Below are 22,041 nucleotides of genomic sequence, written 5' to 3'. Positions count from 1 at the left end.
TGCTTCCGTCCTGAATCGCCTGACATCCGTCAACGCACCGAAACAAGGGATTATGACCACTTTCCTGACACCACAGCAGCGCGCCGACCGCACCGCCGCCGCCGTCGAGGCGGCCGTCACGGCCGGGCGTGAGCTCGGCCTGACCGTCACCGGCCCCACGGTGCTCCACGACGTCTTCTCGGTCGTCGTCCACCTGGCGCCCTCGCCGGTCGTGGCCCGGGTTCCCACCGTCCTGCCCCGCCCCGGCGACCTGGCCGCCCTCGCTCGCCGCCAGCGGGACGAGCTGGACGTCACGCGGTGGCTGGCCGACCAGGGGGTCCCCGTGATCGCGCCCAGCCCGCTCGTGCCGCGCGAACCCGTGCGACGCGACGGGTTCTCGATGACGTTCTGGACGTTCGTCGAACAGGCGCGGGACAGGGAACCCGACTACGTGGCGAACGCCGAGAGCGTCGCCGGCCTGCACGCGGCGCTGCGCGCCTACCCGGGCCGCCGCCTGGAGTTCCTGTCCGCGGCCGACCCGCGGTTCATCGCCGACGGCCTCGCCCTGCTCGACCGGCGTCCCAGCCTGATCGGAGCGGCCGAGCTCGACCGGGCCCGCCGCGAATGGCGCCTCCTCGAACCCCTCGTACGCTCACGCGGCGCCTTCGAGGCCCGCTTCCCCGGCGTCGGCCTCCAGCCTGTCCACGGCGACTGCCCGCCCGTGAACATCGTCAACGCGGTCGACGGCGATCTTTACGCCGACTTCGAACTGGTCACGCTGGGGCCCGTCGAGTGGGACCTGGCCGCTCTCGGGCCCGAGCACGAGGCCGCCTACAACCGTGGCGCCCGGCGCAACGGCATGAGACCGCTCAACGAGGAGGTCCTCGCCTTCGTCAACGCCCTGGGCATGCTGCGGATCATCGCCGCCCTCACGCTGGTCCCGCAGCTGCCCGAGCTGATGGGCTACCTCGAACCCGCCGTCGACCGTTGGCGGGCGACACCCTTCGCCGGCGGCGTGAACGTCTGACACCGGCCCGGCCGCTGGAAACGCACCGGCCGGCTGCCAGCGGCCAGCCTGTGATCCGTGGCGCAGCACGAGTACGACGCGGCCGAAATCACCGTGCTCGAGTTCGACGAAGTGGTTCTCAAACGGCCCGGTATGTACTTCGGCGTCGGACTGGACGATCCGGGGCTGCCGGTCACGCTCCTGTCCGTTGCGGCTCAGCACGCGCTGCACCCGGCGGCACACGTCGCGGAGGACCATTCGCTGACCTCTGTGATCGAAATCCTTGGCGATCTTCGCTTCGCGGTGACGATCAACCAGCGGCACACCTGGCCGGACTCACCGCCCCTCGGATACCACGGCTCCCTGATCGGCCCCGAGCGGTGGTCCCTGGCGGCCATCGCGGCGCTCTGCGGAACGACGACCGCCGAAATGTGGTGCGACGGCCGGGGCTTCGGCCAGGAACTCGCCGGTCTCCGGCCTCGTACCGCGGTGTGGCGGTTCGAGCCGCCCCCTGGAAGCGGTACCCGGGTCACCTTCACCCTCGACGCGCGGAGCCTTCCGCCCGGCACCGCGTTCCCAGCCGACCTGGGCGGCCTCACCGTTCATGGGCCGTACTGCGACGCGGCGGACGGGCCCGGGACCGTCGCCGTCCACGACAGCAGGAACGGCCCCGGCATCGGCGCCTCGTTCTTCTGACCTTCCCTGCGGGCCCGTCAGGACCGGTGCGGGGCCCGGGGCGTGCAGGCCGCCGGACTCCGACGGGCAGGCGCACCTCCGCCTGGTGAAGGAGGTGACGCGACCGGGAAACCGAACGCCACCGCGATCCCCACCGTCGACAGGGGCACCCCGTTCTCGGCCGCGTCCCGCCGCGCGGATGCTCGTGTTCCCCGGGTTCCCTGCGTCCTTCGCTCATGCCGTGCCTCACCGAGGCTTTCAGGGTTTCGCGGGGCCCCCGGGGATCACCGGTCGTGGTCGTGGAAGGGGCCCCTCGGGCGTCTGCTCCGTGGCCCGTCTCCGATGCGTGTTGTTTTCTCAAGGCCGGGACGGGGGCCCGCCGCCCTTGGGCACGAGACGCAGGAACGATCTCGCGCGGGCGGTCGCGGGGGCGCCGAAGAAGACGTTCGGATGCTGCTCCTCAAGGATGTGGCCGGCGTCCATGAACGCCACCCGGTCGGCGACCTCCCTGGCGAAGGGGATCTCGTGGGTGATGACCACCATGGTCGTGCCGCAGGCCGCCAGGCTCCGGATGGTCTGCAGCACCTCCGCGCCCAGCTCCGGGTCCAGGGCGGAGGTCGGCTCGTCGAGGAGGATGACCTCCGGCTCCATGGCCAGCGCCCTGGCGATGGCGACCCGCTGCCGCTGCCCCCCGGACAGCCGCGCGGGGTACTCGTCACGCTTGTCGTCCAGGCCGACGTGGGCCAGCAGACGCTCGCCCATCTCGACGGCGTAGGAGCGGGGCAGACGCCGTACCGAGATCGGGCCCTCGATGACGTTCTGCAGGACGGTCATGTGCGGGAAGAGGTTGAGGTGCTGGAACACCATGGCCGTCCGGGCGCGGATGTCACGGACCAGGCGCCTCCTCGAACGGCCCTGCCCCCGCGCCGGATAGCTCAGCGTCGTGCCGTGCACGGTGACGCTGCCCGCGTCGGGCTCGTCGAGCAGGTTCAGGCAGCGGATGAGAGTCGTCTTGCCCGACCCGGACGGCCCCATGATCACCACGACCTCACCGCTGTACACGGTCAGGTCCACACTCCTGAGCACCTCCAGGTCACCGAAGCGCTTGTGCAGCCCCCGCACGTCGACGGCGACGTTCCCGCTCATGCGTAGGCCCTCCCCAGCCGTCGTTCCAGCGCTCCCTGCCCGGCGAAGAGAACGGTGTTGATCAGCCAGTAGACGGCGCCCGCGACCGTGAACGCCTCGACGTAGCGGAAGGAGGAGCTGCCCGCGGTCTCGGCGACGCGCGTCAGCTCGACCACCGTGATCACCGAGGCGAGGGAGGTGTCCTTCACCAGCGAGATGAACCGGCCGCCGATGGCGGGGGTGGCCACCCGCAGCGCCTGCGGCAGGACGACCCGGCGCAGGGCCAGGCCGTGGGACATCCCCATCGAACCCGCCGCGTCCCACTGGCCGCCGTCGACGGCCAGGACGCCGCCGCGCAGGTTCTCGCTCAGGTAGGCGCCCGCGTAGAGACTGAAGGTCAGGATCGCCGACGGGACGGGCGGCAGCCGCACGCCGAGCCGGGGAAGCCCGAAGTACACGAGCATGAGCTGGACGAGCGGCGGTGTGCCGCGAAACACCGAGACGTAGACGATCGCGGCCACCCTGAGTGGCCGGCGCCGGGAGAGCCTGGCCAGCATGACGAGGCCGCCCAGCACGAGGCCGAACACGAACGACACCACACCGAGTAACAGCGTGACGGCCACGCCGGAGAGCAGGCCGGGCATCGGCAGGGAGAGCAGGTCCATCGAGCGCGTTCCCTTCTGGGCCTTCGGCCGGTCCGTTCGGCCGGTGTCCCGCGGAGTTCGGGTGGGGGCCGTGCGGATCGGCGCGGTGGTCGTCGTGGCGCGAGGTCATGAGGCCTGCTCCGGAGGCCGGTATCCGCGGGCCGTGTCCGGGGCGTGGCTGACATGGGACAGGCCCAGGCCCAGCAGCATCCGGACGTGGGCGTCGTCGAGGCGGTGGTAGGCCATGCGCCCGGACCGGCGCACCCGCACGACGTGACAGGCGCGCAGCAGGCGCAGCGTGTGGGAGACCGCCGACTCACTGTGGCCGCACGCCGCGGCGATGTCGCACACGCACATCTCCCCGCCCTTGAGCAGTGCGATGATCACCCGCAACCGCCCCGGGTCGGACAGCAGCGCGAAGACCCCGGCGAGTTCCTCGATCGACTCCGCCCCCGGCATCGCCTCGGCGACCGTGCCGACCCGATCCGGATCGACCATGCGCACCGCGCAGCCCTCGCCCGCGGGAACATATGAAGCTCTGCTCATATGAAGAAGCGTAGATATCGTTTTCACCCGCCGCCATATTTCATTCCGGATGAATTTCCTGGCGATGTGGTCAGGTGAGTGAACAATCGCTTTTGTTGACGATTGCGAGCCCGGCCGAACGGGCCTCACCTCTCACTTGAGCTGCCGAGATGCCCATTGGTTTCGCGTGGCGAAAAATCCCAAAAACCAACGCCTTTTTGTGTTTTTGATTGGTCTTCGACCGGCCGATGTCCCTGTTTCAGGCTTACGCATGAAAAAGGCTGGCATATCCTTTCGGGAGGCCGGGTGGCGGCCGCCTTCCTGGCCGGAGGCGGTGCCGCGGCGCCGCGTGACCTCCCCCTCCGGCTTGGCCGGTCCGGTGCTGTGCCGCCCGGCGCACGGCGGCCTCCGCCGCGCCGTACCCGATCCGCCGCCCGGCGCACGGCGGGTGGGATGTCGGTGATCCCCGCTAGGGTCACCGTCCATGCCGAGCAGTTACCTGTCCTGGGCCGCCGCGGTCGAGCTGTTCGAGCGGCGCGGCCTTGCCCGGGAGACCTACCGTGACCTCTACGAGGAGGAGTACATCCTGCACCCCGGCGCCGCCCGGGTCACCGGGGAGCTCTCCCTCGACGACCACGACGGCTCCCCGTGGTGCGCCGACACCCCGGACCAGGCGACGGGCTACGTGATCGACGGCGACCTGACCGTCGAGGGCAACATCGTCAACGTCGACGACGGGGCCGCCGCGCTGGTCGTCCTGGGAAACCTGCGCGCCGCCAACGTCCTGCTGGAGGGGGACGTCAAGCTCGTCGTGCTGGGCGACGTCGAGGTCGAGACCTTCGTGGGCAACTGGACCGACAAGCTCGTGAAGGTCCACGGCGACCTGCGCACGGCGGTGACGATCCTCTGGAACGAGTTCCGTCCCGATCTGGTCGCCGGCACCCTGCGGGGCAGGGTGCTCGCCCCCCGTTACATGGATCTCACGGACCTGGGAGCGGGCGGCCTCGAAGACCCCGGCCCCGAGGTCCCGCTGTCGGCTCTCATGGTCCCCGAGGTCCTGGTGGACGGTGAGCCGGGGCCGGACGACTTCGCTGAGATCGGTGTGCGCTCCGGGGCGCTGCGTGAGCGCCTGAGCGCGGGCCTTCCCCTGATCCGGGGAGGGCGTGCCGTACCGGCCGCGTCCTCCTGAGCGGGTCAGCCCGCCTGGTCGGTGACCGTCTGGGACATGACGGCGCTGGAGCTCATGAGGGTTCCCGCCCTGCCCCGGCTGGAGTCGGCGATCAGGTAGTCGCGTGTGCCGAGGAAGGCCAGGAGCCGGCGTCGAAGATCCACTCGGTGCGCTCGCCGTCGGCGTCGAACGCCACCGCGATGCCCTGACGGTTCATCGCGTCCGCCGACCTGGCCACCAGGCGCACGCCGGGGATGAGCGCCGTCGCCCGGTACAGCGCGGCCCGGGCGGCGTAGCGGTAGATCGTCTGCGCGTGTTCGCCGAACAGCTCGCTGAAAGCCGCCGGGTCACCGGCTCTGAGCCGGGTACGCATTGTTCGTTCCACACCCGTACCTGTCCGCCGCCCCCGCCGGGTTCCTGTGATCCGCGTCACCCTTCACCCGGCCGTCCGGGCGGGAGCCGTTCCCTCGGGCGCCGGAGGGTTCAAGATTGTTCCCTTACCGCCACGTCACCGGCCCTCGGCCGCGATCAACCTGCGGTGAGACGTACGGCGGTCGCTTTCCGGGGATTCGTCCCGCGGCCCATCGGATCACAGAACGTCTTGGGGCGTGAGTAAGATTGGCTCTCAGGTCGAGAGGCGCTGCAACGGGCTCACGCCCGCCACGCTCGGCCCGCACCATTCGAACAAGGGCGCCTCCCAGCTGAAGGGAGGCCTCGAAGTGGAGAAGACAGCGCCGGTCGAGACGCGTGCGGAGCGTACGCGGCGGCTGAGGGACATCCTCGACCAGCGGATCGCGGTGCTCGACGGCGCGTGGGGCACGATGCTCCAGGGCGCGAAGCTCACCCCGCAGGACTACCGGGGCGACCGGTTCACCGACCACGAGATGGACGTCACCGGCGACCCCGACCTGCTGAACATCACCCGGCCCGACCTCATTCTCGACGTGCACCGGCAGTACCTCGCGGCCGGGGCCGACATCACCACGACCAACACCTTCACCGCCACGAGCATCGCCCAGGCCGACTACGGCCTGCAGGAGCACGTGCGGGAGATGAACCTGCAGGGCGCGCGGCTGGCGCGTCAGGCCGCCGACGAGGCGGGCGGGAAGTTCGTCGCCGGATCGGTCGGGCCGCTGAACGTCACGCTGTCGCTGTCGCCCCGGGTGGACGACCCGTCCTACAGGGCCGTCACGTTCGACCAGGTCAAGGCGTCCTACGCCGAGCAGATCGCGGCGCTGGCCGACGGCGGCGTCGACCTGCTCCTCGTTGAGACGATCTTCGACACGCTCAACGCCAAGGCGGCGATCACCGCCGCCCAGGAGGTCGCGCCCGACCTGCCGCTGTGGATCTCGGTGACGATCGTCGACCTGTCGGGGCGCACCCTGTCCGGTCAGACGGTCGAGGCGTTCTGGAACTCGGTCAAGCACGCCAAGCCGCTGGTCGTCGGTGTGAACTGCTCGCTGGGCGCCGTGGAGATGCGCCCGCACGTGGAGGAGCTGGCCAAGCTCTCCGGCACCTACACCGCCTCGCACCCCAACGCCGGCCTGCCCAACGCGTTCGGCGGCTACGACCAGACGCCGGAGGAGACCGCGCACCTGCTCGGCGAGTTCGCGGCCGAGGGACTGGTCAACCTCGTGGGCGGCTGCTGCGGCACCTCCCCCGCGCACATCAAGCAGATCGCGGGCATCGTCGCCGGGCGGGCGCCGCGCCAGGTCGCCACCCCGCCCAGGCGCAGCCGTTTCTCCGGCCTGGAGACCTTCGAGATCGGCCCGGACACCGGCTTCGTCATGATCGGTGAGCGCACCAACGTCACCGGCTCCGCGCGGTTCCGCCGTCTCATCGAGGCCGGGAACTTCCACGCCGCCGCCGACGTGGCGCTGGAGCAGGTCCGGGGCGGGGCCAATCTGCTGGACGTCAACATGGACGCCGACCTGCTCGAAAGCGAGCAGGTCATGACCTCCTTCCTCAACCTCATCGCGACCGAGCCGGAGATCGCCAAGATCCCGGTGATGATCGACAGTTCGCGGTGGAGCGTGCTGGAGGCCGGGCTCAAGTGCGTCCAGGGCAACGGGGTGGTCAACTCCATCAGCCTCAAGGAGGGCGAGGAGCCCTTCCTCGAACAGGCTCGCAGGGTCAAGAGCTTCGGCGCGGGCGTCGTCGTCATGGCCTTCGACGAGCAGGGGCAGGCCGAGACGGCCGACCGCAAGGTCGAGATCTGCGGGCGCGCCTACGACCTGCTGACGCAGCAGGTCGGTTTCGCCCCCGAGGACATCATCTTCGACCCGAACGTGCTGGCCGTCGCCACCGGCATGAGCGAGCACAACGGCTACGCCAAGGAGTTCATCGAGGCGCTGCCGCGCATCAAGGAGCGCTGCCCCGGCGCGCTCACCTCCGGCGGCATCTCCAACCTGTCGTTCTCCTTCCGCGGCAACGACGTGGTGCGTGAGGCGATGCACTCGGCGTTCCTGCTGCACGCCGTACGGGCCGGGCTGGACATGGGCATCGTCAACGCCGGGCAGCTCGCCGTCTACGCCGACATCCCCGCCGACCTGCTCGAACACGTCGAGGACGTCCTGTTCGACCGCCGGGAGGACGCCACCGACCGGCTCATCGAGTTCGCGCGGACGGTCTCCGGGAGCGGCACCGAGCGCAAGGTCGACCTGTCGTGGCGGGAGCAGCCCGTCGCCGAGCGCCTCGCGCACGCGCTGGTGCACGGCATCACCGACTTCGTCGAGGAGGACACCGAGGAGGCCCGCAAGATCGCCGCGAGTCCCCTTGAGGTCATCGAGGGCCCGCTCATGGACGGCATGAAGATCGTCGGTGACCTGTTCGGCTCGGGCAAGATGTTCCTGCCGCAGGTCGTCAAGAGCGCCCGGGTGATGAAGCGCTCGGTGGCCTACCTCGAACCGTTCATGGAGGCCGAGAAGGAGCGCGCCCGGCTGGCCGGGCAGGTGGAGACCCGCAAGGGTCAGGGCAAGGTCGTGCTGGCCACGGTCAAGGGCGACGTCCACGACATCGGCAAGAACATCGTCGGGGTGGTCCTGGGCTGCAACAACTACGAGGTCGTGGACCTGGGCGTCATGGTGCCCGCCGCGAAGATCCTCGACACGGCCGTGGCGGAGGGCGCCGACGCCGTGGGCCTGTCCGGGCTGATCACCCCCTCGCTGGACGAGATGGTCTCGGTCGCCGCCGAGATGGAGCGGCGTGGCCTGAAGCTGCCGCTGCTCATCGGGGGCGCGACCACCTCAAGGCAGCACACGGCCGTACGGATCGCCCCCGCCTACACCAACACGGTCGTGCACGTCCTGGACGCCTCCCGGGTCGTCGGGGTGGTCTCCGACCTGCTGGACGCCGAGCGGGCGGAGGCGCTCGACGCCGCCAACCGTGAGGAGCAGCAGGCGCTGCGCGAGGCGCACGAGAACCGCAGGCGCCAGCCGATGCTCACCCTGGAGGAGGCCCGCGCGAACGCCGAACGCCCGGTGTTCGACGAGCTGCCCGTCCCCGAGTTCACCGGCCTGAAGGTCGTCAGGCCGAGCCTGACCGAGCTGCGCGAGATGATCGACTGGCGCTTCTTCTTCCTGGCGTGGGAGCTCAAGGGCACCTTCCCGGCGATCCTTGAGCAGCCCGCCGCCCGTGACCTGTACGACGACGGGCAGCGGCTGCTCGACCAGATCATCGCCGACGGCTCGCTGCGGCCGGAGGGCGTCTACGGCTTCTGGCCGGCGCACTCCGAGGGCGACGACCTGGTGCTGGAGAACGGCATCAGGATCCCGATGCTGCGTCAGCAGACGCTCAAGCCCGAGGGGCGGCCCAACCGCAGCCTCGCCGACTACGTGGCGCCCTCCGGGGACCACATCGGCGGGTTCGCGGTGGCCGTGCACGGCGCGGAGGAGCTGGCCGCCCGTTACGAGGAGAGCCACGACGACTACCAGGCGATCATGGTCAAGGCGCTCGCCGACCGTCTGGCCGAGGCGTTCGCCGAGCAGATCCACCTGCAGGCGCGTCGTTCCTGGTTCGAGCCGGACTCCCAGCCCGTCCTTGAGGACCTGCACGCCGAACGGTACCGGGGCATCCGGCCCGCGCTGGGATACCCGGCCTGCCCCGACCACACCCGCAAGCGGACGCTGTTCGACCTGCTCGGCGCGGAGTCGCACGGCATGGTCCTGACCGAGTCGTACGCCACGACCCCGGCGGCGAGCGTCAGCGGGCTGCTCTTCGCCCACCCCGACGCCCGCTACTTCACCGTCGGACGGCTCGGCCGCGACCAGATCGAGGACTACGCGCGCCGTACGGGGATGAGCCAGGAGGAGACCGAGCGCTGGCTGCGCCCGAACCTCGCCTACGAGCCCGAGTCCTGATCCGCCTGCTTCGCGCGGTCCGTGCCCCGATCGTTCGGGGCACGGATCAGCGGACGCGCCTGGCCGCTCTGCCGCCCAGGTGCAGGAAGGCGATCTCGCCCGCGTCGTCCCGCAGGAAACGGCCGATGACCTGCTTGGGGTCGGCGGCGATCGTCAGGTCGTCGGAGCCCTCGACCAGCGCGAGCGGCATGTCGGGCATGCCCTCGACCCCCGCGGCCACCAGCTCGGGCCGCAGCACGAACCGCGCCGTCAGTTTCTCGTCCACCTCGAAGATCCACTGCCCGGCGTCGTAGCTGCCCGCGTACTCCGGCCCGGGCTCGCCCAGCGGCAGCAGTACGGCCTGCGACGGCACGCCGAGCAGGTGCTCCAGGCACCAGTCGGTCACCAGCGTGCCCAGAACCCTGCCCGGCGCCGAGTTGGTGAGCGTGGTGACGGCGAAACCGTGCTCGGGGGCCAGTACGAACGACGACAGCTGCAGGTTGCCGATGTTGCCGCCGTGGGTGACCAGCCGCAGGCCCGGCCGTTCCTCAAGCAGCCACGGCAGGCCGATGCCGCTCCACGGCGCGCCGAGGTGGACGTGCTCCCGCTGCATCAGCTCCCTGGTCGTGGCTCCGACCGGCCCTTGGCCGTCCACGGCGCCCGTGCCCAGGTGGAAGGCGGCGTAGCGGAGCTGGTCGCGCACCGAGGAGACCAGTCCCCCTTCGGGCATGCCCTCGCGGAACAGCCCCCAGGTGTGCGCGACGTGCGGGCCGTCCGGCCGGACGACGTGGCCGACGGCGTGCGGCCGGGTCGCGACCTCCCAGGGGAAGAAGGAACTGGAGTCCATCCCCAGGGGCGTGAGCACGATCTCGCCGACCGCCGTCTCGTACGGCTTGCCGCACACGACCTCGACGATCCTGCCGAGCAGCCTGAACCCGGCGTTGCTGTAGGAGGCGAGCCGCCCCGGTGCGAAGAGCTGGGGCAGCCGGTCGTAGGTGGTGATCGAGGCCGCCAGGGCGTCGGCGCCCCAGCTGTCGCCGTCGTCGACGTCGCCGAGGAAGCCGCCGGTGTGGGTGAGCAGGTGCCTGACGGTCAGCTCCTCGGCGGCCTGTTCGTCGGCGAGCCGCAGGTCGGGCAGGTAACGCCGTACCCGTCCGTCCAGGTCGAGCAGGCCGCGCTCGACGAGGTGCATGATCGCCGTCGCGGTGACCGTCTTGGTGGTCGAACCGATCTGGAACAGCGTGTCGCCCGTCACGGGGGCCGGGGCGTCGACGCTGGCGACGCCGGTGGTGAGGACGTGTTCGGTGCCGTCGACGATCACGCCGACGGCTGCGCCGGGAACCTGGAGGGCTTTCGCCTGACTGTCGAGCAGGTCCCGCAGGTGGGTGAGGTCAGCCATTCACCCATCCTGCTGACGACCGGATCGTGAGGGCTTCGTCGGCCTCCACCATTTCCCGCGCCTGGTTCGTCCGGCAGCCAGAGCGGGATGCATGATCTTCCGGGGTCCGCACGCCGGAGACGCTCGGCCGGTTTCCCGGGCCTGGGAAGCGAGGAGACAGGTGAATCGATCGAAGGCCAGAGCCATAGCCGTGGAAAAGCTCGGATACCGGGTCGGTGAGGCCGCGTCCGAGGTCGGGGAGAGGCTTCTCGACGGGAGCGTCCGCGAAAGGTATGTGGACGAACAGGGGAAGACCTGGACGATCGCCTCAAAGGCATTCTGGGATGGCGAGGATATTCGCGTCGTTGTCTCCGTGGACGACGGCGGTCTCCTCTCGTCACTGTTCCCGGAGTCTCAGAGTGACGTCATCAGGGTTTGAGACCGTGTGCCGGGGTCCGCCGGTGACTCCCGCATGGAGGGGGCACCCGCGGACCACGCGGACAACGGAGACTAGCGCCAGACCTGGGCGTGGCGGATCTTCACCGGAAGGACGGGCTTACCGTCGACCGGCGGGGTGGGGCCGTCCGGCGTTGGCTGGATGCCGCCCGCGGCGACACGGTCGAGGGCGGCCAGGCCCGCCGCGTCGACCGTGCCGAAGACCGTGTAGTTGGGCGGCAGGCCGGAGTCTCCGTAGACCAGGAAGAACTGGCTGCCGTTGGTGTCAGGCCCGGCGTTGGCCATGGCCAGCACCCCGCGGGCGTAGGTCTTGCGCGTGCCGGTGGTGTCACCGGGCCACGGCGGCAGGTCGGTGGGCAGCTCGTCCTTGTACTTGTAGCCCGGGCCGCCCTCACCGGTGAAGCCGGGGTCGCCGCACTGCAGAACCTTGAGGCGGTCGTAGGCGGTCAGCCGGTGGCAGCCGGTGAAGTCGTAGAAGCCGTGCCTGGCCAGGTGCACGAAGCTCTGCACCGTGCAGGGCGCCTTGGCGGCGTTGAGGGTCAGGCCGATCCGGCCGTGGTTGGTGCTGAGGGTCGTGGTGACCGTCCTGGTGGGGGTGCGACGCGGGTCCGGCGGCAGCGGCACACGCCGTACGGCGGGGTCGTCCGGCGTCGGGGTGTAGTGGCACGGCCCGTTCGTCGGCCTCGGCGGCCTGCCCCCGGCCTGGTTCGCGGCCGAGTCGGTGGCCGAGGGCGCGGCCGGGTCCGTGGCCGCGGAGGCGGGCAGGGAGCTGAGCGCGACCAGGGAGCCGGCCGTCGCGGCGGCCAGTGCGGCGCGGGCCGCGAATCGTAACAACGCGCTGTCGGACATGGTGCCCTCCTGGGGGGTGATCAACAGAACCCCTGAGGTCTAATCGATCTGACCGGCGCCGTCAAGGGTGCCGCCGCTTGCCGGCCGGGCGGTCACCAGGTCTCGTCCTCACGCAGGAACCGCCACAGCCGGTCGGTGGAGTTCTGGTCGCGGGCGAGGTGGAGGGTGTCCCAGCTGCCGGGCCCCTGGTAGGAGTCCAGGGTCAGCGCGAGTGTGGTGTTGAGCCGGGGACGGTAGGCGGCCCAGCCGGTGCGCTGGTCGGAGTCACCCTGCTCGGGGCGGCGCGACCAGTCCTGCAGGGGCGAGCCGTTGCACGTTCGCACGACCACCTTGTCGGCCTCCCGGGGAAGGCCCGTCACCGGTTGCAGGCACTTGTTGGCCGCCTCGTTCTTTATCACGTAGTAGCCGTCGTCCTTGACGGTGTAGGTCCATTTGACCGTCCGGTATCTCCACCGGGGGTGACGCAGGGCGATCGCCTCGGCGCCGTCGGCGAGGCTGTCGCCGAGGACGGCGAGACGGCCGCCGTCCATCCGGTTGATGAGCTCCCGGTTGGTCTGCGGGGGGTCGGCGTGCGCGGCGGGCGCGCAGATCAGCACGGCCGCGACGAGCATGGCCGCCACGCACACGATCTGGCTGGCGCTGGGCATGGGGAATCACCTCCGTGATGCCACATAAAGTAGCCACTCGGCTACTTTCCGTGCGCTCTCCCGGGAGGGGCTTCTTCGTCCCGCCGGGTCACACAGTCCTCACGGGCGGCACCGTTTGACTCGTCATGGGCCGGCGTGGGTTGTCCTCCTGGTGGCCGGCACACGTGCTGACGCGTCACCTTTTGACCGGCCGGCTGGTTGCGGCACGTGGACGCATCCGGCCACAGTGGGCGAGCCGGGCACGAGGCCGGATCCGCTCAGGACGTCGGCCGCCGTCGTGGCCGCACGAAGGCGGCCGGTACGGTCACGCGGACGGTCCACCGGAAGGGTGGCCGTGACGGCGCGGCGGCCGGAGTACCGGAGCGATGGAGGATTCCGATGGGCGACGCGGGCTCCGAGCCGAGGCTGATCCTGCTGTGCGGACCGCCCGGCTCTGGGAAGACGACGCCGGCCAAGCGGCTGGCGGGAGAGATTCCGGCGGTGCGGCTGTGCCCGGACGAATGGATGGCCGATCTCGGCGTCGACCTGTTCGACGCGGACGTGCGCGACCGGCTTGAACGGCGGTTCTGGGAGCATGCTCAGGAGTTGCCGGCACTGGGGCAGAACGTGATCCTGGAGTTCGGCTTCTGGGGGCGTTCCGAACGCGACGAGAAGCGTTTGCGGGCGCGCGCTCGGTTTTCCTGTCGAGCTGCGCTATCTGGCCACATCGGTCGATGAATTGTGCCGCCGTCTGGAGGTCCGCGACAGACAGGGGGCGCCTGGGACGGCTCCGGTCGGCCGTGAGCTGCTTGAGGAGTATCTGAGGCTCTTCCAGGCTCCCGGCGATGACGAGCTCGCCCTTTTCGACGAACCGCTGTCGTGAGGGGGCCGCCTCAGTCGTGGCCGGGGTCGGGGGCCCACAGCCGGTCGGCGTCTCCCGCGGCGAGCCGCCCCCGGTAGACGTCGATCTTGTGGCTGATGAGGTCGAGACTTTCCCGTACCTCGGCGAGCCTGGCGGTCACCTCGCCGCGGTGCGCCTCCAGGAGGGCGAGCCGTTCCCGTTCGTTGCCCGGCCCGGCCGCCACGAGCTCGGCGTAGTGCCGGATGGTCCTGATGGGCATGCCGGTGGCCCTCAGCTTGGTGCAGACGACGATCCAGTCGAGGTCGATCTTCCGGTATCTCCGCCATCCGCCCACGGTGCGGTCGACGGTGGTGACGACCAGCCCGGCACGCTCGTAGTAGCGCAGCGTGTGCACGCTGACCCCGGTACGGCGGGCGGCCTCGGCGATGCTCAGCCCCTCCTGGGCGTCGGGGAGGGCCGTCTGCGGATTGACTTCGAGCACGCTCTAAATCTTAGCCTCGCGGTCGTGATTCATCCGACACGATTCCGGACCACGGCCGACGAGCCCGGTCGCCGGCTCCTGGTGCTCGCGATCTGCTGCGTCAGCGCGGCCGTCGTGGTCATGGACATCTCCATCGTCAACGTCGCGCTTCCCTCGATTCGCCGTGACCTGCACGCCTCGGCCTCGGGCCTGCAGTGGACGGTGGACGCCTACACCCTGGTGCTCGCCGCCTTCCTGGTGCCGGCGGGCTCGACCGCCGACCGGGTGGGCCGCAGACGCGTCTTCCAGATCGGCCTGGCGGCCTTCGGGATCGGCTCGCTGCTGTGCGGGCTGGCGCCGAGTGTCGGCTGGCTGGTCGCGGCACGGGTCGTCCAGGCCGTCGGCGGCACGATGCTCAACCCGGTGGCCATGGCGATCGCCGCCACCGCCTTCCCCGAGCCCGCGGACCGGGCCAGGGCCATCGGCGTGTTCGGCGCGACGACCGGCCTGGCGCTGGCGCTCGGCCCGGTCCTCGGCGGCCTCCTGGTCGACGGTTTCGGCTGGCACGCCGTCTTCTGGGTCAACGTGCCGGTCGTGGCCGCCGCGATCGGGTGCGCCGCGCTGTTCGTTCCCGAGTCCCGTGCCCCTCGCCCGCGCCGCTTCGACCCGGCCGGTCAGGCCCTGGTGGTCGTGGTGCTGGGCTGCGTCGTCTACGCGGTGATCGAGTCCCGGCGGCTCGGCTGGACCTCACCGGTGATCCTGGGGCTGCTCGTGGTCGCCGCGCTCGGCGTGCTGGGCGTTCTGCGCCACGAGCCACGCCGTACCGATCCGCTGCTCGAACTGCGGCTCTTCCGGAGTGTGCCGTTCGGGTCGGCGATCCTGATGGCCTTCTTCGCGCTGTGCGGGTTCGGCGCCTTCCTGTTCGTGACCACCCTGTACCTGCAGGAGGTGCGCGGCATGTCCGCGCTGGCGGCCGGGCTGTGCCTGCTGCCGGTCGGGGCGCTGACCGTGGTGCTCTCCCCCCTCACCGGAAGGCTGGTCGGCGCGCGCGGCCCCCGGCTGCCGCTGGTGGTCGCCGGGAGCGCCCTGGCCCTGGGTGCTCTGGCCTCGCTCCGGCTCGGCCCCGCGACCCCGTTGCCGGCCGTGCTCGTGACGTTCCTGTTGTTCGGCGTCTTCCTGGGGGCCGTCAACCCGCCGATCACCAACACGGCGGTCTCCGGGATGCCCCGTTCGATGGCCGGGGTGGCCGCCTCACTGGCCTCGGCGGGACGGCAGAGCGGCACCACGCTGGGCGTCGCGATCGCCGGAATGATCATGGGGCCGGCCCTCACCCGCGGCGGTACGGCGTTCACCGCGGCCGAGCGGGGGGTGTGGTGGCTGGTGGCAGGGCTCGGTGTCTGCGTCGTGGCCTTGGGGTTGCTCGCCACCGGGCGCCGGGCCCTGGAGAGCGCGGACCGGACGGCCGCGCTGTTCGAGGACCTGGACGGCAGGCCATGACGGCGTGCCGTCACGGCCTGCCGGCGAACCTGTCGACCAGGAGGTCGAGCCGCTGTGCCGACCCCTCCGCGGGCAGGCGGCCCGAGCGGGTGAGCGCGACCAGGCCGTGCATGGCCGCCCAGAAGACCTCGACGAACAGACCCGGGTCGGCGTCCCCCGCCACGTCGCGAAGCGTGTCGAGCAGCGCGCCGAACCCCTCGCGCAGCGGCGCGGGGGTCGCCGCGTCGGCGAAGGGCAGGCCGGTGTCGAGAAGGAACATCGCGTCGTACAGCGCGGGGTTGCGTTCGGCGAAACCGACATACGTCTCCGCGAGCGCGGACACCGCGGCCCGCCCCCCGGAGGAGTCCGCGACCGCGCGCCGCATCGCCGCCGTCAGTTCGGCGAACCCCTCCAGGGCGACGGCCCCGACGATCTCACGCTTGCCGCGGAAGTGGCTGTAGAGCACGGGCTGGCTGTACTCGATGCGTTCGGCCAGGCGGCGTGTGGTGACCGCCTCCCACCCCTGCTCCTCGGCGAGCTCCCGAGCCGTCGTGACGATCAGCTGGTGGCGGTGCGCCCGCTCGCGCTCCTTGCGTTCCCGTACCGACATCCCCCGATTCTAGCATCGCTAGACATCCGAGCGTCGATCGAAACGATCTGTTCAGCGGATCGGAAGCGGGACGCCACGCTGGTCGGCCGGACGGGGACCGTGGATGCGCCGGTCGTCCTCGAAGATCGGCGTGTCGTTGATGCTGGCCTCCCTCCGGCTCATGAGCCCCTCCGGGGAGAACTCCCACAGCTCGTTTCCGTAGCTGCGCCACCACTGACCGGAGGAGTCCCGGCACTCGTACTGGAAGCGCACCGCGATCCGGTCGCCGTGGAACCCCCACAGCTCCTTGCGGAGTGCGTAGTCAAGCTCCCGGTCCCACTTCTCCCGCAGGAACGCCACGATCTCCGCCCGGCCCGTGACGAAACGATCGCGGTTACGCCACACGGAGTCCTCGGTGTAGGCCGACGCGACCCGTTCCGGGTCACGGGTGTTCCAGGCGTCCTCGGCGGCCTGGACCTTCTCCAGCGCGGTTTCCAGGGTGAAGGGCGGCAGGGGCGGTCGTGTCGTCACGACGGTCTCCTCGGCGTTGTCCGGCAGTCCCTCCATTAGAGCCGTACGGCGGGCGGGAAGGCGTCAACGGGACCCCGGATCAGGACGGCGCCGGGGCCTTCCGCAGGAGACCGGCCCGGGCCCGGATCGCGGCGGCGGCCTCCGGCTCCGGCCCGCCGGTGAAGGTGACGTTGTCCTCGTAGAGAACCCCCGGCGGCGGCGCGTCGGCGCCGACCGGGTCGGCGTCCCACAGGTTGCCCCGGTAGACGACGTTGTCCAGCGGCGGCGACACGTGCAGGACGGCCGTGCTGTCGGCCCTGACGACCAGGTTCTCCTCGACCGTCACCCACGCCGCGCCGTAGTCGGTGTAGAGGCCGAAGTTGTACGGCGTGCGCGTGTCCTCGATGACGTTGCCCCGGATGACCGCCCCCGAGTCGTGGGAGCCGCCCTGCGGACCGGCGAGATAGACACCTCCCCCGTCGGCCAGCACCTGCATCGTGCCACTCGTGAGGTTGTTCAGGACGCGGGTGCCCGTGCCGGGCCCGGCGACGATGCCGCAGTGGGGCACGTCGGCGATGTGGTTGTGCGCGACCGTGCATCCGGTCGTGCCGTTCAGCGCGACGCCGGGCGAGCCGGAGAACTCCAGGCCGACGCGGTGGACCCGGTTGTCCTCGACGAGGACCGAACGACTGCCGCCGACCACGATCCCCCCGGCGGAGAGCGTGTCGAAGTCGCACCCGCGCACCGTGACGTCCTCCGACGCGGAGACACCGAGCCCGGTGGCGCCGAGCCGGGTGAAGCGGCACCCTTCGAACCGCACGCCGGAGGCGTTCTCGACCACCACGCAGGCCGGGATCGTGACGGGCTCCCGGGGCACCGTGACCGAGGAGCCGGAGCCGTCGATCGGGACCGTGTCGATCGGGCCGCCGACGTGGAAGCCGCCGCCGTGGTAGTGCAGGAAGCCCTCAGGCCCGCTCGGCCGCAGCCAGGTGGCCTCGGCGAACGTCACCCCGAGGAAGGTCACACCGCGCCCGCCGGTGACACGCACCAGTGTCTCCAGGACCGGCGCGACCACCCGGGTGCGTTCCGGGTGCTCACCGGGCAGGGGCAGGTAACGCAGGACGTGCCGCCCGGGGCGCGAGCGGTCCAGGACGAACGTGCCGGGCTCGGTGAGGAAGGAGGCGTCGTTCTCCACCCTGGTCGGCAGGCCGGGTCCCCGTGAGGTCTGGCCCTGCCAGGTGGAGTTGTACAGCTCCAGGGCGCGTCCGAACGCGGGCTGCGCCATGGTGATCACCGTGCCGTCGCCGCCGGTCGTGACCGAGGCGACACCGATGCGGGCCTCGGTCCACGGGTAGACGCCCCGGTGGACGAACTCCACGTCGCCCGGATTTCGCCAGGCCGACGGCGCCGTGCTGTCGGTGGTGTAGCCGGTCTCGGTCAGGGTGATCTCGCCGGGCAGGGCCTCGACACCCGCCCGTTCGGCCCGCCGGCCGTCCACGTAGAGCTGGCGGGTTTCCAGGTCGCCGACGTCGGCCAGCCACACGCCGTCCAGTTCCCGCCAGCCGATGACGGTACGGCCGCCGCTGACGACGACCTCCTCCTGTTCGGCGGTGCCGTACCCGTGGGCCTGGTAGGTGACGTGGCCGTCACGGCCGTCACGGCCGGGGGCGGCGGTGAGTTCGAGCGGCTCGGTCAGCGCGTACGCGCCCGCCCTGAGCCGCACGACGACCTCGCCGGTCAGGGCGCGGGCCGCCAGCCCGGCACGGCCGAGGGTGGCGAACGGGCGTTCCCGCGTCCCCGGGGCGGAGTCGTCCCCGCCGGGGGCGACGAACAGTTCGATCATGGATGTGTCCTCTCGAAACATGTTTATGGTGTGCACATGGTGTATACCATAAACATGAGGGATGACAAGGTGAACGATCCTGAGCGCACGGTCGAACTGCTGTGGCGGCGGGACGGCGCGGAGGCGAGGCGGGGGCTGAGCCTGGGCCGGATCGTGCGCGCGGGCATCGAGCTGGCCGACGCCGAGGGGCTGGCCGGGCTGTCCATGCGCAAGGTCGCCGAGCGGCTCGGCTTCACCACCATGTCGCTCTACCGGCACGTGTCCGGCCGCGAGCAGCTCATCGACCTCATGCGCGACGCGGTGACGGGCGAGAGCCCGGGCACCGTGGACGCGGGCGTGAACGCGGACGCGACGGGGAGGGACGGCTGGCGGGCGCGGCTTGAGACGTGCGCCAGGCAGGGGTGGGAGCTGCGCCGCCGTCATCCCTGGCTGTCGGAGATACGGGGCGGGCGCCACGTGCCCGGCCCCAACGTCATCGCGCATTACGAGCAGATGCTCGGCGTGGTCGCCGAGACCGGCCTGCCCCCCTCCGAGGTGATCGCGGTGGCCGGTCTCGTCGGCAGGTTCGTCGACTCGGAGGCGCTGCTGCTGGTCGAGGCGGCCGAGGCCGAACGGCACAGCGGCCTCAGTGAGGAGGAGTGGTGGGGAAGCCGTGACACGCTGTTCGAGCAGCTGAACGGCTACCCCGTGATCGCTCGCCTGTGGGAGGAGGGGGGCTACGACCGGCCGGAGGACCCCTTCGAGTTCGGCCTCGCCCGGCTGCTGGACGGCATCGAGCTGCTGGTCAAAAAACGTTACGAAACCAGTGACGAAACGGGGGTGTGTGTCGTGTGCGGCACGCCGGTCGAACAACCCGCCTCGGGACGCCCCAGGGCGTACTGCTCCCCCTCGTGCCGCCAGCGGGCCTACCGCAGACGCAAGTCCGACGCCACGTGACGGCGAACCGTACTCACGTCACCTCCCTGAGCGAGAGACCCAGGCCCCGGGCGGACACCACGGCGGAGGTCTCGACGGCCGGGCCGGCGGGCGGGGGCCGCGTTCTACGCCACGACCACCAGATTCTGTGTCAGCAACCTGAATCCGGTCCCCGGCTAAGAGCCGAGCCGGTACGGATCGGCCGGAAGCGGGCCGGCGCCGATGGAAACCCGGCCGGGGAACGGGGCCGATCCCGTCTCCCGGCCGGGCGGTCGTGTCGCGGCTACGCCGCTACCTCAACGTGATGACGGCGAAATGGCCGGTGCCGTCGTCGAGCTTCAGCTGGAGCTGACGGCAGGTGTCGGACCAGCTCTTGTCGGTCTTCCAGACGTAGTTGTACTGGCCGCCCCCGTAGCTGATCTTCGAGTTGCCCGGGTTACGGGTCGGTTCGGCCGGGCCGATCGGTTTCCCGGTGTCACAGGCCACCTGCTGAGAAGCCGGGTAGCCGGGGGCGAAGACGTCGGTGCCGCGGTCACCGCCGAGGCTGAATTTGATCGGTACGGCGCTGCCCGCCTTGCCCGACATCGTCTCCGGGAAGTAGGCCTGCCAGGGGTAGACGACCTGGTAGGTCACCTTCCGGCTCGCGGTGTTGCCCGCGTTGTCGACGGCCTTGACGGTGAAGTCGTGGAAGCCGACGGAGGAGGTGTCGAGCGGGCCGCCGTCGGGCACCGTGCCGGTGCAGCCGGCGATCCCGGACAGGTTGTCCTCGCACCGGTACGACGCGGTCGTGGCCGTCCCGAGCGTGTAGACCGCGCCGTCGGCGGGCCTGGTGAGGGAGATCGTCGGCTTGGTGAGGTCGACGGTCACCTTCACCGCGTGGTCACCGGAGATCGCCACTCCGCGCTCGGTGGCCGTCGCGCCCTCGGCGGTCACGGAGAAGTCGCACGTGATGTGCGGGAAGACAGCCTTGAGCCTGCCGTCGGCTCCGGTGGTGCCCAGGGCACGCGGGCCGTTGCCGCAGTCGGCGCGTACCTGCGCCCCGGCCAGCGGCTGACCGGCGTCCGAGAGCGCGGACACCGTCACCGCGTTCAGCGCGTTGTGCGCCACCGCGCCGCCCACGACGTCCAGGGTGGTCTGCAGCCTTTCGGGGCTGATGTTGTCCATCGTGTCCGTCGGCCTGTGGTACTGCGGCTCGGTGACGTACGTCCCGCCCGTGGGACCGCAGACGGCCGGCGGGGCCGGCGGCCGGTAGTCGAGCCAGATGAACAGCGAGGACGGGATGCCCACGTCGTAGAACGCCTGGTGGTCGCTCTGCCCGAGCCTGCAGTTGCGCAGCCCGTCGAACCCGACGCGGGCGGCCGACTCGTAGGCCTCCTGGACCACGTAGTTCGACTGACCGTTCGGGGTCAGCGCCCACAGCCGGGCAGGCTCGTACGGCGTGCCGACCATGTCCATCTGCCACTCGCCGACGAACCGCGCCTTCTCCGCCGCGGTCAGCGTGTTCACGTACGCGCGGGCACCGAGGAGACCGCCCTCCTCACCGCCGAAGCCGCCGATCCGCAGTTCCTTGTCCAGCGGGTACTGGCTGAGGACCCGGGCGACCTCCAGGGAGACGCCGTTGCCCGAGGCGTCGTCGTGGGCGCCGGGCGCGCCCAGCACCGAGTCGATGTGCGCGCCGACCATGACGATGGGCGCGGTGGTGCCGTCCGGGTCGCCGACCGCGGGCCGGATGCCGATGACGTTGGTGCCCATCGGGTTCGCGTACTCGTTCGTCGCGATCGTCAGCGTCAGCGGACCCTTGGCCAGGAGCCCCCTGAGCCAGGCGCTGTGCGCGCTGCCGCCGCCGACCACCGGAATCCCCGGCTGGGGAGTGGTGAGGGTGAACGACGGCGGTGCGGAGTTGCCGGTCGGGTAGGCCAGGACGACCGCGAGCGCGCCGCGGCTCACCGCGTTGGCCACGGCGGTGTTGCGGACCGTGGCGTTGGTGCTGTAGTCCATCAGCACGATCTTGCCCTCGGTGTCGGCCGGGAACTCGGTGGCGGACTGGCCCGTCCCGGCGTCGACCACCTGGCCCTTCACGCCGGTGTCGCCGGTGAACTTCCCGCTGGCCGAGGCGGCCATCTGCCAGTTCGGCCCGCCGGGCAGGTCGGCGTCCGAGGACGTGACCTTCGCGACGCGTTTGGTCGAGACCGGGCCCCACTGCTGGAGGGTCACCTTGAAGCCGTAGGACTTCAGGATCCCGCCGATGTACTCCGCGCCCTCCCGCTCCTGCGGGGTGCCGTTCAGGCGTGGGCCGATGTCCACGGCGAGGTGCCGGATGTGGTTGACGGAGTTGGCCGAGTCGAACCGGCCGACGATCTCTTTGTCGTAGTCCGGCAGTGGCGCGTCCGCCGTCGCGGACGCCGCGGCCGTCAGGTTGGAGGCTGGCAGCGCCTGAAGCTGTACGCCACCGGCGGACGCCGGAACGGTCCCGAGGGACAACGCGGTCGCCAGGCCACCGATGACGGTCAGTCGCTCAAGTCGCCGAGGTCGTCTGAGTGAACTCCTCACGGAGAACCTCCTGGTCATGGCGGACGTGAAAGTCCGCATGGCGTCCCCACCCTCTGGACCCTCCGGGG

21 protein-coding genes and 1 riboswitch are annotated in these 22,041 nt (G+C 70.9%); of the genes, 9 read left to right on the top strand and 12 right to left on the bottom strand.

Annotated elements, in window-relative coordinates; genetic code table 11:
• Window positions 1-52 precede the first annotated feature (52 nt).
• Both ABZ470_RS21815 and ABZ470_RS21810 read left to right on the top strand, forming a co-directional pair.
• Window positions 53-1,006: an aminoglycoside phosphotransferase family protein gene (locus ABZ470_RS21815; RefSeq protein WP_362913320.1), complete on the top strand. Its 954-nt coding sequence runs from the start codon at window positions 53-55 to the stop codon at window positions 1,004-1,006.
• Between the two features lie 57 nt (window positions 1,007-1,063).
• Window positions 1,064-1,681, top strand: coding sequence for a hypothetical protein (locus ABZ470_RS21810; RefSeq protein ID WP_362913318.1), 618 nt, complete (start codon window positions 1,064-1,066; stop codon window positions 1,679-1,681).
• Between the two features lie 336 nt (window positions 1,682-2,017).
• Here the strand turns inward: ABZ470_RS21810 and ABZ470_RS21805 are convergent, their stop codons facing one another.
• From ABZ470_RS21805 to ABZ470_RS21795, 3 genes are all read right to left on the bottom strand, one after another.
• A complete protein-coding gene (locus tag ABZ470_RS21805; protein WP_362913316.1) occupies window positions 2,018-2,806 on the bottom strand; it encodes an amino acid ABC transporter ATP-binding protein in 789 nt (262 codons plus the stop codon).
• The gene (locus ABZ470_RS21800; protein ID WP_362913314.1) at window positions 2,803-3,450 is read right to left on the bottom strand and encodes an amino acid ABC transporter permease; all 648 of its coding nucleotides are present in this window, start codon (window positions 3,448-3,450) and stop codon (window positions 2,803-2,805) included. Before ABZ470_RS21800 ends, ABZ470_RS21805 begins: the two co-directional genes overlap by 4 nt.
• Window positions 3,451-3,555: 105 nt before the next feature.
• Window positions 3,556-3,975 carry a metalloregulator ArsR/SmtB family transcription factor gene (locus ABZ470_RS21795; RefSeq protein WP_362913312.1) on the bottom strand — a complete coding sequence of 140 codons (420 nt, stop codon included), beginning with the start codon at window positions 3,973-3,975 and terminating at the stop codon, window positions 3,556-3,558.
• 463 nt (window positions 3,976-4,438) lie between these two features.
• Between ABZ470_RS21795 and ABZ470_RS21790 the strand changes: the two genes are divergently transcribed.
• Window positions 4,439-5,143 (top strand): hypothetical protein, encoded by a 705-nt coding sequence (locus ABZ470_RS21790; protein WP_362913310.1) that lies wholly within the window; start codon window positions 4,439-4,441, stop codon window positions 5,141-5,143.
• 91 nt (window positions 5,144-5,234) lie between these two features.
• On the opposite strand, the gene ABZ470_RS21785 is transcribed toward ABZ470_RS21790, so the two are convergent.
• Window positions 5,235-5,507: a hypothetical protein gene (locus ABZ470_RS21785; RefSeq protein ID WP_362913308.1), complete on the bottom strand. Its 273-nt coding sequence runs from the start codon at window positions 5,505-5,507 to the stop codon at window positions 5,235-5,237.
• Window positions 5,508-5,748: 241 nt separating this feature from the next.
• Window positions 5,749-5,825, top strand: a riboswitch (S-adenosyl-L-homocysteine riboswitch).
• Window positions 5,826-5,841: 16 nt separating this feature from the next.
• Here ABZ470_RS21785 and metH point away from each other — a divergent pair.
• A complete protein-coding gene (metH, locus tag ABZ470_RS21780) occupies window positions 5,842-9,480 on the top strand; it encodes a methionine synthase (protein WP_352012475.1) in 3,639 nt (1,212 codons plus the stop codon).
• Between the two features lie 46 nt (window positions 9,481-9,526).
• Here the strand turns inward: metH and ABZ470_RS21775 are convergent, their stop codons facing one another.
• Window positions 9,527-10,858, bottom strand: a complete 1,332-nt coding sequence (locus tag ABZ470_RS21775; RefSeq protein WP_362913306.1) for a serine hydrolase domain-containing protein — start codon at window positions 10,856-10,858, stop codon at window positions 9,527-9,529.
• Window positions 10,859-11,018: 160 nt separating this feature from the next.
• On the opposite strand from ABZ470_RS21775, the gene ABZ470_RS21770 reads away from it, so the two are divergent.
• Window positions 11,019-11,276, top strand: a complete 258-nt coding sequence (locus ABZ470_RS21770; RefSeq protein ID WP_362913304.1) for a hypothetical protein — start codon at window positions 11,019-11,021, stop codon at window positions 11,274-11,276.
• A 71-nt stretch (window positions 11,277-11,347) separates the two neighbouring features.
• On the opposite strand, the gene ABZ470_RS21765 is transcribed toward ABZ470_RS21770, so the two are convergent.
• Both ABZ470_RS21765 and ABZ470_RS21760 read right to left on the bottom strand, forming a co-directional pair.
• The gene (locus ABZ470_RS21765) at window positions 11,348-12,142 is read right to left on the bottom strand and encodes a peptidylprolyl isomerase (protein WP_352012472.1); all 795 of its coding nucleotides are present in this window, start codon (window positions 12,140-12,142) and stop codon (window positions 11,348-11,350) included.
• Window positions 12,143-12,234: 92 nt separating this feature from the next.
• Entirely contained in the window at window positions 12,235-12,789 is a 555-nt protein-coding gene (locus tag ABZ470_RS21760; protein WP_352012471.1) for an RICIN domain-containing protein, read from the bottom strand.
• 378 nt (window positions 12,790-13,167) lie between these two features.
• Here ABZ470_RS21760 and ABZ470_RS21755 point away from each other — a divergent pair, with 378 nt between their 5' ends.
• Window positions 13,168-13,506: an ATP-binding protein gene (locus tag ABZ470_RS21755; protein WP_362913302.1), complete on the top strand. Its 339-nt coding sequence runs from the start codon at window positions 13,168-13,170 to the stop codon at window positions 13,504-13,506.
• Window position 13,507: 1 nt separating this feature from the next.
• Complete coding sequence (locus ABZ470_RS21750) at window positions 13,508-13,651, top strand: hypothetical protein (protein ID WP_362913300.1); 144 nt, start codon at window positions 13,508-13,510, stop codon at window positions 13,649-13,651.
• Window positions 13,652-13,661: 10 nt separating this feature from the next.
• Here the strand turns inward: ABZ470_RS21750 and ABZ470_RS21745 are convergent, their stop codons facing one another.
• Window positions 13,662-14,111: a MerR family transcriptional regulator gene (locus ABZ470_RS21745; RefSeq protein WP_352012469.1), complete on the bottom strand. Its 450-nt coding sequence runs from the start codon at window positions 14,109-14,111 to the stop codon at window positions 13,662-13,664.
• A 24-nt stretch (window positions 14,112-14,135) separates the two neighbouring features.
• Here ABZ470_RS21745 and ABZ470_RS21740 point away from each other — a divergent pair, with 24 nt between their 5' ends.
• Window positions 14,136-15,587 (top strand): MFS transporter, encoded by a 1,452-nt coding sequence (locus ABZ470_RS21740; RefSeq protein ID WP_362913298.1) that lies wholly within the window; start codon window positions 14,136-14,138, stop codon window positions 15,585-15,587.
• A gap of 10 nt (window positions 15,588-15,597) precedes the next feature.
• Here ABZ470_RS21740 and ABZ470_RS21735 read toward each other — a convergent pair whose 3' ends face one another.
• From ABZ470_RS21735 to ABZ470_RS21725, 3 genes are read right to left on the bottom strand one after another with little or no spacing between them, the layout of a single operon-like run.
• Complete coding sequence (locus ABZ470_RS21735; RefSeq protein ID WP_362913296.1) at window positions 15,598-16,176, bottom strand: TetR/AcrR family transcriptional regulator; 579 nt, start codon at window positions 16,174-16,176, stop codon at window positions 15,598-15,600.
• A gap of 51 nt (window positions 16,177-16,227) precedes the next feature.
• Window positions 16,228-16,722: a nuclear transport factor 2 family protein gene (locus ABZ470_RS21730; protein WP_362781457.1), complete on the bottom strand. Its 495-nt coding sequence runs from the start codon at window positions 16,720-16,722 to the stop codon at window positions 16,228-16,230.
• Between the two features lie 43 nt (window positions 16,723-16,765).
• Window positions 16,766-18,508 carry a right-handed parallel beta-helix repeat-containing protein gene (locus tag ABZ470_RS21725; RefSeq protein WP_362913294.1) on the bottom strand — a complete coding sequence of 581 codons (1,743 nt, stop codon included), beginning with the start codon at window positions 18,506-18,508 and terminating at the stop codon, window positions 16,766-16,768.
• A gap of 54 nt (window positions 18,509-18,562) precedes the next feature.
• Here ABZ470_RS21725 and ABZ470_RS21720 point away from each other — a divergent pair, with 54 nt between their 5' ends.
• Window positions 18,563-19,444 (top strand): TetR/AcrR family transcriptional regulator, encoded by an 882-nt coding sequence (locus ABZ470_RS21720; RefSeq protein ID WP_362913292.1) that lies wholly within the window; start codon window positions 18,563-18,565, stop codon window positions 19,442-19,444.
• Between the two features lie 270 nt (window positions 19,445-19,714).
• Here ABZ470_RS21720 and ABZ470_RS21715 read toward each other — a convergent pair whose 3' ends face one another.
• Window positions 19,715-21,973 (bottom strand): PxKF domain-containing protein, encoded by a 2,259-nt coding sequence (locus ABZ470_RS21715; RefSeq protein ID WP_362913290.1) that lies wholly within the window; start codon window positions 21,971-21,973, stop codon window positions 19,715-19,717.
• Window positions 21,974-22,041: the final 68 nt, after the last annotated feature.

The sequence above is a fragment of the Streptosporangium sp. NPDC020072 genome (assembly GCF_040631445.1).
Classification (GTDB): Bacteria; Actinomycetota; Actinomycetes; order Streptosporangiales; family Streptosporangiaceae; genus Streptosporangium.
This window is presented reverse-complemented; position numbering and strand designations above follow the sequence as displayed.

Bases quoted from the DNA above. Each gene is read 5' to 3' on its own strand.
- ABZ470_RS21815 (WP_362913320.1), top strand. From the start codon at position 53: ATGACCACTTTCCTGACACCACAGCAGCGCGCCGACCGCACCGCCGCC.
- ABZ470_RS21805 (WP_362913316.1), bottom strand. From the start codon at position 2,806: ATGAGCGGGAACGTCGCCGTCGACGTGCGGGGGCTGCACAAGCGCTTC.
- ABZ470_RS21800 (WP_362913314.1), bottom strand. From the start codon at position 3,450: ATGGACCTGCTCTCCCTGCCGATGCCCGGCCTGCTCTCCGGCGTGGCC.
- ABZ470_RS21795 (WP_362913312.1), bottom strand. From the start codon at position 3,975: ATGAGCAGAGCTTCATATGTTCCCGCGGGCGAGGGCTGCGCGGTGCGC.
- ABZ470_RS21790 (WP_362913310.1), top strand. From the start codon at position 4,439: ATGCCGAGCAGTTACCTGTCCTGGGCCGCCGCGGTCGAGCTGTTCGAG.
- ABZ470_RS21775 (WP_362913306.1), bottom strand. From the start codon at position 10,858: ATGGCTGACCTCACCCACCTGCGGGACCTGCTCGACAGTCAGGCGAAA.
- ABZ470_RS21765 (WP_352012472.1), bottom strand. From the start codon at position 12,142: ATGTCCGACAGCGCGTTGTTACGATTCGCGGCCCGCGCCGCACTGGCC.
- ABZ470_RS21760 (WP_352012471.1), bottom strand. From the start codon at position 12,789: ATGCCCAGCGCCAGCCAGATCGTGTGCGTGGCGGCCATGCTCGTCGCG.
- ABZ470_RS21755 (WP_362913302.1), top strand. From the start codon at position 13,168: ATGGGCGACGCGGGCTCCGAGCCGAGGCTGATCCTGCTGTGCGGACCG.
- ABZ470_RS21735 (WP_362913296.1), bottom strand. From the start codon at position 16,176: ATGTCGGTACGGGAACGCAAGGAGCGCGAGCGGGCGCACCGCCACCAG.
- ABZ470_RS21730 (WP_362781457.1), bottom strand. From the start codon at position 16,722: ATGGAGGGACTGCCGGACAACGCCGAGGAGACCGTCGTGACGACACGA.
- ABZ470_RS21725 (WP_362913294.1), bottom strand. From the start codon at position 18,508: ATGATCGAACTGTTCGTCGCCCCCGGCGGGGACGACTCCGCCCCGGGG.
- ABZ470_RS21720 (WP_362913292.1), top strand. From the start codon at position 18,563: ATGAGGGATGACAAGGTGAACGATCCTGAGCGCACGGTCGAACTGCTG.